This is a genomic window from Chryseobacterium taklimakanense, from assembly GCF_900187185.1.
Classification (GTDB): domain Bacteria; phylum Bacteroidota; class Bacteroidia; order Flavobacteriales; family Weeksellaceae; genus Planobacterium; species Planobacterium taklimakanense.
In genome coordinates this window covers 1,861,417-1,875,538 of the sequence record NZ_LT906465.1, presented here as the reverse complement: position 1 = coordinate 1,875,538, position 14,122 = coordinate 1,861,417, and the positions used below count along the sequence as shown (strand labels likewise).

Here is a 14,122-nt window from a genome sequence, read left to right as displayed (position 1 = left end):
CTCCTATAGTTTTTATGAAGCCGGATGTTCTTATGAGCATTCGGTTTTTATTTCCCGTTAAAAGCAGACATCGTATTCTGAATTCCCGCAAAAACAAAAGAAAGACAGGCTTTGGAAAACTTCTCGATTCTTTCGGGAAGTTTTTCTTTTTCCTCATCATTCCATTTTCCAAGAACATAATCCACTTGTCTTCCTTCGGAAAAATCCGCGGAAATTCCGAATCGCAATCTGGGATAATTCTGCGTCTGAAGCTCTTCCTGTATACTTTTCAAACCGTTGTGTCCCGCATCAGATCCTTTCATTTTCATTCTTAAAGTTCCGAACGGGAGTGCCAGATCATCGGTAATCACCATGATATTTTCTAAAGGAATATTTTCCTTCTGCACCCAGAATTTGATGGCTTTCCCGGAAAGGTTCATATAAGTGTCCGGTTTCAGAATCAGGACTCTGCGTCCTTTATATTTTCCGTCAGCAAGCCAACCGAAATTGGCGGATTTGAAGGATGCTTCAATGGTTTCAGCAATTTTTTCAGCAACTTTAAAACCAATATTGTGTCGGGTTTCTGTGTATTCTTCGCCTTTATTGCCGAGCCCGATGATGAGGTATTTCATGATGATGTGTAATAAAGTAAAATTTAAAAAATGGGCTTTAATTCCAGCAGTTTTCTACTTGCTGACATTTCTCTCAAAATCCAGAATCCTTACCAGCACACCGTTTACCTCATCCACATTTTGCACTTTCTCTTTGCGCATCAGCAGTTGGTTATTCTTTTCTTTCAGTGTAGCTTCTGTCGGATTTTGGTTTAAATATGAAATAATCTGTTTGAATTTGTCTCCCGAATAAAATTTATCCTGCGGATTTGCCGGGAAATATCCCAGAAATATACCGTTTTTCACAACAATTTTTTCAAAACCAATTTCTGCAGCCAGCCATTTCAGCTCTACAGACTTCAGAAGATTCTTCGCTTCTTTTGGGAGTTCTCCGAAACGGTCGGTCAGTTGATTTTCAAACCTTTGCAGTTCGTTTTCGTTGGGTATTTCTGCCAGCTTTTGGTAAAGCGTCAGGCGTTCCTCTGTGCTTTGAACATAAGAGTCAGGCAGCATCAGCTCCATATCGGTGTCGATATTTACGTCTTTTGTCGTGGTGATGAGCTTTTTGCGCTCCTCTTCGTTATCAAAAAGATTTTCAAATTCTTCATCATTCTGCAACTCTTCAAGGGCTTCCTGCATAATTTTCTGATAGGTTTCAAAACCCATTTCGTTGATGAAGCCGCTCTGTTCCGCACCCAGCAGATCGCCGGCACCGCGTATTTCCAGATCTTTCATCGCAATCTGGAAACCGCTTCCCAGATCAGAAAACTGTTCAATGGCCTCCAGGCGTTTCCGCGCATCGGAAGTCATCAAATCATAAGGCGGCGTAATGAGATAGCAGAAGGCTTTCCGGTTGCTGCGACCTACCCTTCCGCGCATTTGATGCAAATCGGCCATCCCGAATTTCTGCGCATCATTGATGAAAATCGTATTGGCATTCGGAACATCAACACCAGATTCCACAATCGTCGTGGAAACCAGCACATCGTATTTTCCTTCCATAAAATCCAGAACATTCTGCTCCAGTTGCTTGCCTTCCATTTGTCCATGCCCGGTAATTACCCGTGCATCGGGAACCAACCGCTGAATCAGCCCTGCAATGTCCTTTAAGTTTTCAATTCTGTTATTGATGAAATAAACCTGCCCGTCCCGATGAAGTTCGTAAGCCACAGCATCGCGGATGATTTCTTCATTAAAACCAATCACCTGCGTGTCCACCGGCTGCCGGTTTGGCGGCGGCGTCTTGATCACCGATAAATCCCGGGCAGCCATCAGCGAAAACTGCAAAGTCCTCGGAATGGGCGTCGCAGTAAGCGTCAGCGTATCAATATTATTTTTTAGAGTCTTGAGTTTGTCTTTCACATTTACGCCAAATTTGTGCTCTTCATCAATGATTAATAGCCCAAGATCCTTAAATTCAATGTCTTTTCCTACAAGCTGATGTGTTCCGATGACGATGTCAATTATACCGTTTTTCAGTCCCTCCTTCGTTTCAGATTTCTGTTTTGCAGTACGGAAACGGTTGAGGTAAGAGATGTTCACCGGGAAATCTTTTAGCCTCTCTTTAAAACTTCTGTAATGCTGAAACGCCAAAATGGTAGTCGGCACCAAAACCGCCACCTGTTTGCCGTCCGTTGCCGCCTTGAACGCTGCACGAATCGCAACTTCCGTCTTTCCAAAACCTACGTCACCGCACACCAAACGGTCCATTACGGTTGGTGCTTCCATGTCTTTTTTAACATCAATCGTTGCCTTTTCCTGGTCAGGCGTATCTTCGTAAATGAAGCTGGCTTCCAGTTCGTTTTGAAGGTAAGAATCCGGTGTGAAGGCAAATCCCTTCGCGGATTTTCTTTGGGAATAAAGCTTGATGAGGTCGAAAGCAATCTGCTTGACTTTCGCCTTAGTTTTTTGTTTTAAAGATTTCCAGGCTGGCGAGCCGAGTTTCGACAAGACGATTTCCCGGCCTTCCGGACCGTTATATTTTGAAATTTTATGAAGCGAGTGAATGGAAACATACAACAAATCCTGATTTTTATAAACCAGTTTGAAGCATTCCTGCACCTTTCCATCGTTGTTCACTTTTACCAAACCCATAAATTTCCCGATACCGTGGTCGATATGCGTGATGTAATCGCCGATCTTCAGCGACATTAGATCTTTCAGGGTCAACTGTTCCGATTTTGCAAACGCGTTCTTCGCCTGAAAACGCTGATAACGGTCAAAAATCTGATGATCTGTATAAACCGATATTTTTAGTTGAGCATCAACAAAGCCTTCATGAAGCTCCGATTTGAAGGACCTGAAATCTGTCTCGGTACTGATTTCTTCCAGAATACTTTCAAGCCGTTCCTTTTGCTTTTCGGATGAAAAGGAAATCCATGTTTCGTAGCCTTCCTTTTTTTTGTTATTTAAATCTTCAGCGAGGAGCTCAAAATTTTTATGAAAACTTGGCTGTGCGGTCTGGCTGAGCTGAACCGTTTTCAAATTTAAGCCCGAAAGTGCCTGTGCCGTAAAATCAACAAACTTAAATTTCTGAAGATTCTGGTGTAATATTTCTTCCGAAATAAAAAGTTCCTGCGGCGTCTGATGTTTGAGCTCTCTGCTTAATTTTAAAAAGTTTTCTTCAGCTTTTTCGTAAAAATCACGGATCTTCTTTTCACCAAGGAACGCATTTCTCGCCACAATGATGCTGTCATTATTCATCAGGTCAAAAAATGGAACTTTACTTCCTGAAACTGTAAAATTCATATTGGAAACCAACTGGAATTCATCAATTTTCTGTTTCGAAAGCTGGGTTTCTATATCAAAAGTTTTAATGCTTTCCACCTCGCTGCCAAAAAATGTAATTCGGTACGGTTCTTCATTGGAATAAGAAAATACGTCCACAATCCCGCCACGCACAGAAAATTCGCCGGGTTCGGAAACAAAATCAGTTTGGTGGAACTGATAGTGCGTCAGAAGCTCATCCACAAAATCAAAATCCAGCGTATCGCCAACTTTTATATGGTGCGAAATAGCTTTGAAATCTTCTTTTTTGAGAACTTTCTCGCTCAGTGCCGCAAACGGCGCTACAATCACTTTGGGTTGGGTTTCAGAGTTTAAACGGTTCAGAACCTCGGTCCTCAAGACCAGATTTGCATTCTGCACTTTCTCGATCTGGTAAGGCTCCAGATGCGACGGCGGAAAGTAAAGCACATTTTCCTTACCTAAGAGTTCCTCAAGTTCAGAAGTTGCATACAGCCCTTCTTCCTTATCATTTAAAAGAAAGAGAACCGGCTTTTTCTGAATTAAAAATAGTTCCGCCGCAAAAACTGATGGCGCCGATCCCGCAAAACCTTTTACAGAAATGCTTTGGCTGTTTTCAAGCTCATTAAAGATTTCGTAGCCGAAATTCCTTTTCAAAAGTTCGGGCAAAAGCGTTTCGCTGATATTTTTTAACTGCATTTATTCAATTTATACAAAACAGAAAAGCGGTTTCAGATGTCTCCGGAACCGTAACTTGATGCAAAAATACAATTAATGGCTGTTAACATTGCCGATGGAAATAATAAAATCATCACAAATATGTTAAAAGTATTATAAAACAGCAACTTATAGCACGTGATTTGCAAATAGAAAAGTACTGAATGCTAAACAAAGTATTTTAAGTTAATAAATGACTCTCTGCTTCGCCTCATTTGGGGCGAAGTTTTATTTTATAATTTTCCTTATACGTTTCATTATTTCCATTGTATCGTAAAGCAAGCACTATTTTTGATGGCAGGTTTTCCAGTAAAATAAAGTATTATGAAAAATTATTTTAAAATTTTAGGGCTTTTACTGATGTTCTTTTCACTTATCAGCTTAGGTTCATGCAGCAGAGATGATGATCCTGCGGATAATGATTTTTTTGCAGGAACCTACAAAGGCTCGGTGTCTTACCGAGATGGCGGATCCACTAATATCAGTACCGATAACGGTAGCGTTTTTGTAACGAAAATCGCCAGCGGCACAAAGTACAATTTCACTTTTTCGAACAGTATTCCCGCACTTAACGGAATTGAATTTGAGAAAAAAGGAGACAATGCGTTGGTAATGATTGGCTCTACCGCAACTTCATATATCAGAATTACCAGTGGTAAACTTGAAATGTTTTATATGAGCGGCGGACGAACCTGGACGGCCAATGCCACACGATAGAAAAACATTAACGCTCTAATAAAAAACTGCTTCAGCACCGGAGCAGTTTTTTTTGATTCGTAAAGAAATCCGCATTTTAAAAACATTACATTTGCATCATGCTGAACTTCCTAAAAAAGACTGCCGCTAAAGTTTGGGCAAAAAACCATGTAAAGCAGAGTGAAAACTACAAGAAAAATGCTGTTGAAGACCAGCAAAAGCTCCTGCTTCAGCTTGTAAAGACCGCAGAAAAAACACTCTTCGGAAGAGAACACCGTTTTGAGGAAATAACCTCGGTTGAAGATTACCAGAACAGGGTGCCGATCTCGGATTATGAAGGCATAAAACATTATATCGAGAAGGTAAAAAGAGGCCAGCGAAACATACTGTGGACCGATACTCCGGAATATTTTGCCAAAACCTCCGGCACAACTTCCGGTGCAAAGTATATCCCGATTTCCAGGGAAGGAATGCCGTATCAAATTGCGGCGGCTCAAAGCGCGCTGTTCCATTATATCAGCCAAAAAGGAAATGCTGACTTCGTAAACGGGAAAATGATTTTCCTTCAGGGAAGCCCCGAGCTTGAAGAAATATTCGGCATAAAAACGGGCCGCCTCTCCGGCATTGTTGCCCATCACATCCCAAATTACTTGCAGAAAAACCGCCTGCCGAGTTTAAAAACCAACCTCATCGAGGACTGGGAGACCAAAGTGGACGAGATTGTAAAGGAAACTGAAAAGGAAAATATGACGCTGATTTCGGGGATTCCGCCGTGGCTGATCATGTATTTTGAAAAACTGATTGAACGCAACGGCAAGAAAATCACCGAACTTTTCCCCAACCTGCAGCTTATCGTAACTGGCGGCGTAAACTTCGAACCTTACCGTGAAAAGATGAACGAACTTCTGGGAAAACCCGTCGATACGGTACAGACTTTCCCGGCGAGTGAAGGTTTTTTTGCATTCCAGGACGATTATACCAAGGAGGGCTTATTGCTGCTCACCAATCACGGGATTTTTTACGAATTTATTCCCCTGGAACTTTACGGGAAACCGGATGCACCGCGCCTCACATTGAAGGATGTGGAACTTCACAGAGATTATGCTTTGATTCTCACCACGAATTCCGGGCTATGGTCTTATTCCATCGGCGATGTCGTTCGTTTTATTTCAAAAGACCCATACCGGATTTTAGTCTCCGGCCGCACAAAACATTTCACGTCGGCATTTGGTGAACACGTGATTGCGTTTGAGGTGGAAGAAGCGATGAAGGCGACGGTTGAAAAATTTCCAGCTCAGATTACTGAGTTTCACCTGGCGCCTCAAGTCAATCCCGCGGAAGGGCTGCCCTATCACCAATGGTTCATTGAATTTGAAAAAGAACCCGGAAATTTCGAAGCTTTCAAAAAAAACCTTGATGACGAAATGCGGAAACGCAACACCTATTACGATGATTTGATTTCCGGAAATGTTTTACAGCCTTTAATAATCACAAAACTGAAGAAAAATGCATTTCAGGAATACGCTAAATCTGAAGGCAAACTCGGCGGCCAAAATAAAATTCCGAGGTTGGCGAATGACAGGAAGATTGGGGATTTTTTGGAAATATTTAAAATTAGTCACTGAGATTTTTTATTTTTAAAGAAAAATTCAGATGAAATACTTTTTGGTTTCGGCACTGGTACTTTTCACTTCCTGCGCAAGCGTAAAATATGATGTTTCGAGATCACCACAGGATTTTTCTGCAGTACGAAAAGATGTGAAATACGTGATCTGGACGAACGACGGTCTGCGACAACGAATGAAGATTACCGCAGTGGAAAATGATTCCGTCAAAGGATTTCACGGGAATCAGAATTTTGGACTGGCCAAAAATAATATTTCAAAAATCCGCAAGAACAATACTGGCGGAACGGTAGTTTTGAGCTATTTAGGAGCCAGTATCGCGTTGTTTGCAGCATTTGGCATCATGTGGACAACAGCACCGCGAACCGTTGAATGATTTTCAGCTACTCACCACCTTCAAACCCACCACAGAAGCAATCAGCGTAAACACGAAAAACATCCGCCAAAAGGCCACCGGTTCATTGAAGATAAAAATCCCGGCCAATACGCCACCGACTGCTCCAATCCCCGTCCAGACCGCATAAGCTGTACCAATCGGGATCGGATTATTCCCCACAGAAATTGCCCTGTACATCATAAACATCGAAATAAAAAGGCAGGCCGCAAAACCAACCCACCAGAGAACACTTTCCCTGCCCTCAGTTTCCTGCGCTTTCCCCAGGCACGTTGCAAAACCGGTTTCAAAAAGCCCGGCGATGATCAGAATAATCCAGTTCATAGCTGCAAAGATAAATTTTTAGGCGAAAGTAGCTTTTATATTGAATGATGCGTGGTGGGAAACTCCTATTTTTGCACAATGATTTCCGCAAAACCAATCGAAACACTCAGGATTTCTGAATTCAGGAATTTGATGACCGGCAGATTTTTCCTCATCCTTTCTTTCAGGATGCTCGCCACGCTTCTCGGATGGTGGATCTATGACCTTACCAAAGATCCTTTCGCAATTGGCCTAATCGGACTTTCTGAAGTCATCCCTGCGTTGAGTTCAGCATTATACGCCGGCCACGTCATCGACAATACCGAGAAGAAAAGGCTGCTGCTGATCATGAATTACTGCTATGTATTTCTCATCGGGCTTCTGGCGCTTTTAGCATTTTACGAAAAGGATCTGCATCATTTCAGCAATAAACAGCTCACCTATTTCATATACGGAACCATCTTTTTTACCGGGATTTGCCGCGCATTTTTAGGCCCGATCATTCCTTCAATGATTCCAAAAATCGTGGGCACAGAAAAGCTTGCTTCAGCAATTACCATCAACCAGGCGACCTTTCTTACCGCATCGGTTACAGGCCACGCGCTGGGCGGATTTTTCATTCATTGGTTTAACATTTCAGGGACGCTGTTTATCATTGTCGGTATTATGACGTTTGCCTCCCTGTTTTTCTGGTTCATCAACAGGCACTATTCTGAAAACGCCGGCAAAGAAATCAAACTGCTAGAAAGCATGAAAGAAGGCGTTGCCTATATCTTCAAAACCAAAGAAATCCTTGGCGCGCTGCTCCTCGATATGTTTGCCGTTCTATTCGGCGGCGCAGTGGCGATGATTCCCGTTTTCGCAAAAGATATCCTGAATGTCGGCGCTGAAGGGTTCGGCTTTCTCAATGCGGCTTCAGACATTGGCGCCATGCTGGTAATCATTACATTAAGCTTCATTCCACTGAGGAGAAATCAGGGCAAGATCCTGCTTTTCGCTGTGGCCGGTTTCGGGCTCTGCATCATTGCGTTCGGGCTTTCGAAATGGTACTGGCTCTCGTTCTTCTTCCTGGTTCTGAGCGGGATTTTAGACGGCATTTCGGTCGTCATCCGCGGAACCATCGTGCAGCTGAAAACCCCGGAACATATCCGTGGCCGGGTTTTAAGCGTGAATTCCATTTTCATCATGTCGAGCAACGAACTCGGCCAATTTGAGAGTGGCCTCGCAGCAAAACTCCTCGGCGTGGTGCGTTCGGTGGTGTTTGGCGGTACCATGACGCTTTTAATCGCTTTAATCGTAGGAAAAAACTTCCCGAGCCTCCGCAAAATGAATTATTGATTTTTAGGAGCAAGGCGTTTTTACTTTTTTCAGGACGCACGGGCCGGTTTTCCGCTGTATCTTTTTTGTTTTTCCGGAAAAACAAAAAAGGATGCCGCTGCAACCCGGGCTATAAATTCGTTTCAGGGTAATTTAGGCTTAAGCAAGGTTATTTCACATTCAAGGCGCAACTGTCAGTCTCAGCCCGTCAAAGCCCCGTCATCTCTACCACCTAACTTATTAACACAGACGCGACCTGATAATCAATAATTTAAAGTCAAAACATCATCTATTGTGAATTAATAAATTCATTTCAATCTGCAAAAATTCTATCTTTGCCCTATGGCACAGAAGGAAACTTTATCGTCTCTCATACACGGTAATTTTGCGCGGGAACTCTCCATATCAGAAGGAAAATTGCCGCCCAATGCAGTAGATTTTGAAAAACTGGTCATCGGAACATTCTTAATAGACAAAAAGGGGCTGGATTATTCCATCGACCTGCTTCAGCCCGATGTTTTTTATGATCCCAGACACCAGGTGATTTTTTCGGCAATCCTGAAATTGTACGAAGGCAATCACCCTGTGGACCTGATGACTGTAATTCAAGAACTTAAACGGGAAGAAAAACTGTCGCTGGCCGGCGGTGACCATTATATCATTGAACTGACTTTGGGAGTAAGTTCCTCCGCACACATCGAATACCACGTGCGCGTCATCCTCGAAAAATATATTTTGAGGAGCCTCATCAATGTTTCCGCCAACGTGATTGATAATTCTTACAAGGAATCTACCGACGTTTTTGAACTTTTGGATAAAGCAGAACAGTCATTCTTTGAAATCACCAACGGAACCATCAAAAAAGGTTTCGATACAGCCAATTCCCTTGTAAAACAGGCCATTGAATCCATAAAATCTCTCCGCGACAAGGAAGGGCTTTCCGGCATTCCGTCCGGATTTTCCGCATTGGACAAAGAAACCGGCGGCTGGCAAAATTCTGACCTCATCATCATCGCAGCCCGCCCGGCAATGGGTAAAACGGCATTCCTGCTGTCTATGGCGAGAAACATAGCGGTAGAACACAACATTCCGCTTGCACTTTTCTCGCTGGAAATGGCTTCAGTTCAACTGATAACGAGGATGATTTCGTCAGAAACCGGCATTTCTTCAGAAAAATTGAGAAAAGGGCAAATGCCTGACGAAGATTGGGAAAAATTATTCGCCAACGTTTCCGCACTGGAAAATGCGCCACTTTATATCGATGAAACACCTTCACTTTCAGTGTTTGATTTCAGGGCAAAATGCAGAAGGCTGGTAATGCAGCACGGCGTGAAAATCATCATGGTGGATTACCTTCAGCTGATGACCGCAAATTCTGGCGGAAAAGGCGCCGGAAACCGTGAACAGGAAATCGCGATGATTTCCAGATCACTCAAAGCCATCGCAAAAGAACTCAATGTACCGGTAATTGCACTGTCGCAGCTTTCCCGAAGTGTAGAAAACAGGCCGGGAAAAAGGCCTCAACTTTCCGATCTGCGGGAATCGGGAGCGATCGAGCAGGATGCTGATATTGTATCATTTATCTTTCGTCCTGAATATTATAAAATTACGCAGTGGGATAATGATCCGCCGGGCGAAGAAACACCCACTGAAAACCAGGCAGAGCTCATAATTGCCAAGCACAGAAACGGCGCCACGGCTGATGTAAGGCTATCTTTCATCAAAAATTTAGGAAAATTTGCCGATCTGGAAGCATATGGAAGCGGATTTGGTTACCAGCCGTCGAATTTTGGACAGAAAGATGAACCCAGCGGTTTCGAAAGACTGAAAACCACAATACAGCCGGGCGCAGCTTTCGACTTACCGGACAACTCAAGTTATGCCGGACTTTCCGGATCATCGATGAACGATTTTGATGACGAGGACGAAGATAACGCACTTCCATTTTAAGAATCTGATTTGGGCTACAAAATAGAAATCTATACCGACGGAGCCTGCAGCGGTAACCCCGGAAAAGGCGGTTACGGGATCCTGATGCGCATTCCCCAGGAAAATTATCAGAAAACGTTTTCGCAGGGCTTTCAGAAAACGACCAATAACCGCATGGAACTGCTTGCGGTAATCGTCGCTTTAGAAAAACTGAAAACCAATGACAATGAAGTGCATATCTACACCGACAGTAAATATGTAGCCGATGCGATCAACCAAAACTGGATTTATGGCTGGATAAAAAAAGGCTTTAGGAATGTAAAAAATCCGGATTTGTGGCAACGCCTCATTCCCTTACTCGAAAAACACAGGCCAAAATTCCACTGGATTCGCGGGCATGCCGGACATCCGGAAAATGAAATCTGTGACAAATTAGCCGTTGCAGCTTGCAACTTGCCCGTCCTGCAAGTTGATCAAGGTTTTGAAAATCAAAGTTCCGGCGGTTTGTTCTAGCCTGTATCCGCAATTTATAAATGCAATAATTGCTAAAAATTTTATTCAGTAAATTTGTTGGATGAATTACATCGAAGCCCTTCAACGAAGATATTCCGTAAAAAAATTCAACAAAGAAAAAATTACTGCTGATGTGCTGAAGCAAATTTTGCTGGCGGGGAAACTTTCGGCGAGTTCGCTCGGCCTTCAACCCTATAAAATTTATGTGGCGGAAAGTGATGCGGTTTTAAACCAGCTTCAGGACGCCTTTTACAATAAATCTCAAGTTTCAACCTGTTCGCACCTCATCGTTATCACTTCAAAAAAAGATATTGAAGACCAGTACATCGACGGCTATTTCAAGCATATCGCCGAAGTGCGCGGCGTGGAGCCCGAAAGCCTGCAACCCTTCCGAAAAAGCATCAACTTTTTCAAAGATTCTGTAGAAAAAGATAAAATTCATTCCTGGAACGAGAAGCAGGGTTATATCGTTTTGGCAAATCTGATGTTTGCAGCCGCTTTGGAAAATGTTGACAGCTGCCCGATGGAAGGTTTCATTTCCCAAAAAATTGAAGAAATCCTTAATCTCGATGCTGAAAAAGAATCGGTAAACGTGACGCTGGCTCTAGGTTACCGCGCTGAAGATGATTCCTTTCAGCACATGAAAAAAGTACGCAAACCGGACGAGAAATTGTTCAGGTTTTTGTAATCACTTTCTTAACTTTGATTTTAAATAAAAAAAAATGACTAAAGCTGATGTCCTCGTCATCGGTTCCGGAATCTCCGGACTTTCTTACGCGATAAAAGTTTCCCAGCAAATGCCGGACGCAACCATTATAATCGTAACCAAAGCCGATGAAGATGAGAGCAATACGAAATATGCACAGGGCGGGTTAGCTGTGGTGACCGACTTTGATAAAGATAATTTTGAGAAACATATTGAAGACACCATGCGCGCCGGCGACGGCGAAAACAAGCGCGACGTGGTGGAAATGGTGATCAGGGAAGGTCCGGCGAGATTTCAGGAACTTGTGGATTGGGGAACACATTTCGACCAGGAAAACGACGGGGATTACAAACTGGGACGCGAAGGCGGACATACCGAAAACCGCATCGTTCACCACAAAGATATTACCGGTTTTGAAATTGAGCGCGCCCTTTTGGAAACCATCAAAAAATCTCCGAATATCGAGATGCTCGATCACCATTATGTGATTGATTTGCTTACGCAGCACCACGTTCCCGGAAAAGACTGGGACACTGAGGAAATTGCGTGTTACGGCGCCTATATTCTCGATGAAAGGAATAAAAAAATCAAGAAAGTGACCGCGAAAATCACTTTGGTAGCTACCGGAGGAGCGGGACACGTCTATAAAAACACGACAAACCCGATTATTGCGACCGGTGACGGAATCGCCTTCGTGCACCGTGCGCGCGGAAAGGTTTCCAATATGCAGTATTACCAGTTTCATCCGACGGCGATGTATTCGAAACGCGACGGAATGCTGTTCCTGATTTCTGAGGCAGTTCGTGGCGACGGTGCAAAACTTCGCCTGAAAAACGGTGAAAAATTTATGCACAAATATGATGAGCGCGAAGAGCTGGCTTCCCGCGACATCGTAGCCAGAGCGATTGATAACGAACTGAACATCAGCGGCGATGATTATGTCGGACTGGACTGTACCGCGATGGATCAAGTGAAATTCAAGGAACACTTTCCGAATATCTACAATAAATGCATCGAGGAAGGCATCGATCCTTTCGCGGAAATGATTCCGGTGGTTCCGGCGTGCCATTATCTGATGGGAGGCATCGATATTGATATGGACGGGCAGTCTTCCATCAAAAATCTTTTTGCCGTAGGCGAATGCACCAATTCGGGGCTTCACGGCGCGAACCGACTGGCTTCCAATTCGTTACTTGAAGGACTGGTATTCGGGCACAATGCAGCGATGAAAACTGTGGAACTTCTGAAGGAAAACAATTTCAACTTCGATGATTTAAAGGCCATCCCGGAATGGAATGAGGAAGGCATGAAAATGATGGATGAGATGGTGATGGTAACTTATCTGCGTAAACAGCTCCAGGAACTGATGAGCGATTTGGTTGCCATAGTAAGAAGCAACACCAGACTGGAACTTGCGAAAAAGAAGCAGCGTGACATTTACGAAGCCGTAACCGAACTTTATAATTATTCCATCCTGTCGCCACAACTTTCAGAGCTTCGTAATTTGGTGAATATAAGCTACTTAATTATAAAACATTCCTTGAAAATGACCGAAAATAAAGGAAGTTTTTATAATAAGGATTTGGCGACAAAACCACTGATGATTGCTGAATAATCCTCTAATTTTGATATCAATGAAAAGACCACCATACGTAACCGACAAAGCCTTAAAGCAATTTATAAAATCCGCACTCGAAGAAGATATTCAGGACGGCGATCATTCAACACTTTCCACCATTCCGGCGGATCTGGTGCAGAAAGCGCGCTGCATCATCAAACAGCACTGCATCGTCGCAGGTGTGGAACTGGCGGCATTTATCTTTAAGACTTTTGATAAAAATATGTCGGTTGAAGTGATGATCAAAGACGGTGAGTCTGCAAAACCTGGTGATATTGCGTTCATTGTTACCGGTAAAGCACAATCGATCCTCCAAACCGAAAGACTGGTTTTGAACTGCATGCAGCGTATGAGCGGTATTGCAACTTTGACGCACGATTGGGATTCACGTCTGGTCGGTACAAAAACCAAGCTTCTCGACACCAGGAAAACGACGCCTAATTTCAGGATTTGTGAAAAATGGGCAGTCGCCATTGGTGGTGGCACAAACCACCGGTACGGGCTTTATGATATGATCATGCTAAAAGACAATCATATCGATTACAACGGAAGCATCACCAATGCCGTGAAAATGTGCAAAGAGTACCTGAAAAAGAATAAAAAGAAACTGAAAATTGAGGTAGAAACCCGCAATCTGGACGAGGTAAAGGAAGCCATCAATGCAAAAGTGGACCGCATTATGCTCGATAATATGGACGTACCAACCATGAAAAAAGCGGTAGAACTCATCAACGGGAGATGTGAAAGTGAAGCTTCCGGCGGAATTACCAGAGAGATGTTAAAAGATGTGGCTTCTACCGGCGTTACTTATATTTCTGCGGGTGCACTGACGCATTCCGCTGAAAATATTGATATTAGCCTGAAGGCCGTGAAGGATTAAATAAATTATGATGTAATTAAATTTTCTTAATATTTTTAAAAATAAATAAATATCTTTGCCAAAGTTTAAACGCACGATTTGAAACACAA

Annotated in this window: 12 protein-coding genes; 9 read left to right on the top strand and 3 right to left on the bottom strand. The window is 43.2% G+C overall.

Annotated elements, in window-relative coordinates:
- Positions 1-47 precede the first annotated feature (47 nt).
- Complete coding sequence (gene pth / locus CKV81_RS08885) at positions 48-611, bottom strand: aminoacyl-tRNA hydrolase (protein WP_095072522.1); 564 nt, start codon at positions 609-611, stop codon at positions 48-50.
- 54 nt (positions 612-665) lie between these two features.
- Positions 666-4,034: a transcription-repair coupling factor gene (mfd, locus tag CKV81_RS08880; RefSeq protein ID WP_095072520.1), complete on the bottom strand. Its 3,369-nt coding sequence runs from the start codon at positions 4,032-4,034 to the stop codon at positions 666-668.
- 342 nt (positions 4,035-4,376) lie between these two features.
- On the opposite strand from mfd, the gene CKV81_RS08875 reads away from it, so the two are divergent.
- From CKV81_RS08875 to CKV81_RS08865, 3 genes are all read left to right on the top strand, one after another.
- On the top strand, positions 4,377-4,769 hold the full coding sequence (locus tag CKV81_RS08875; RefSeq protein ID WP_095072518.1) for a hypothetical protein: 393 nt from the start codon (positions 4,377-4,379) through the stop codon (positions 4,767-4,769).
- Positions 4,770-4,867: 98 nt separating this feature from the next.
- Positions 4,868-6,373, top strand: a complete 1,506-nt coding sequence (locus CKV81_RS08870; RefSeq protein ID WP_095072516.1) for a GH3 auxin-responsive promoter family protein — start codon at positions 4,868-4,870, stop codon at positions 6,371-6,373.
- Positions 6,374-6,401: 28 nt separating this feature from the next.
- Positions 6,402-6,749 (top strand): hypothetical protein, encoded by a 348-nt coding sequence (locus CKV81_RS08865; RefSeq protein ID WP_095072514.1) that lies wholly within the window; start codon positions 6,402-6,404, stop codon positions 6,747-6,749.
- Between the two features lie 3 nt (positions 6,750-6,752).
- Here CKV81_RS08865 and CKV81_RS08860 read toward each other — a convergent pair whose 3' ends face one another.
- The gene (locus CKV81_RS08860; protein ID WP_095072512.1) at positions 6,753-7,091 is read right to left on the bottom strand and encodes a DMT family transporter; all 339 of its coding nucleotides are present in this window, start codon (positions 7,089-7,091) and stop codon (positions 6,753-6,755) included.
- A 78-nt stretch (positions 7,092-7,169) separates the two neighbouring features.
- Here CKV81_RS08860 and CKV81_RS08855 point away from each other — a divergent pair, with 78 nt between their 5' ends.
- From CKV81_RS08855 to nadC, 6 genes are all read left to right on the top strand, one after another.
- Entirely contained in the window at positions 7,170-8,408 is a 1,239-nt protein-coding gene (locus CKV81_RS08855; protein WP_095072510.1) for an MFS transporter, read from the top strand.
- Between the two features lie 321 nt (positions 8,409-8,729).
- Positions 8,730-10,337 carry a replicative DNA helicase gene (dnaB, locus tag CKV81_RS08850; protein WP_095072507.1) on the top strand — a complete coding sequence of 536 codons (1,608 nt, stop codon included), beginning with the start codon at positions 8,730-8,732 and terminating at the stop codon, positions 10,335-10,337.
- Positions 10,338-10,346: 9 nt separating this feature from the next.
- Positions 10,347-10,829 (top strand): ribonuclease HI, encoded by a 483-nt coding sequence (rnhA, locus tag CKV81_RS08845; protein ID WP_095072505.1) that lies wholly within the window; start codon positions 10,347-10,349, stop codon positions 10,827-10,829.
- A 61-nt stretch (positions 10,830-10,890) separates the two neighbouring features.
- A complete protein-coding gene (locus CKV81_RS08840; protein WP_095072503.1) occupies positions 10,891-11,517 on the top strand; it encodes an NAD(P)H-dependent oxidoreductase in 627 nt (208 codons plus the stop codon).
- A 34-nt stretch (positions 11,518-11,551) separates the two neighbouring features.
- Positions 11,552-13,150 (top strand): L-aspartate oxidase, encoded by a 1,599-nt coding sequence (nadB, locus tag CKV81_RS08835; protein ID WP_095072501.1) that lies wholly within the window; start codon positions 11,552-11,554, stop codon positions 13,148-13,150.
- A 19-nt stretch (positions 13,151-13,169) separates the two neighbouring features.
- Positions 13,170-14,033, top strand: coding sequence for a carboxylating nicotinate-nucleotide diphosphorylase (gene nadC / locus CKV81_RS08830; RefSeq protein ID WP_095072499.1), 864 nt, complete (start codon positions 13,170-13,172; stop codon positions 14,031-14,033).
- Positions 14,034-14,122: the final 89 nt, after the last annotated feature.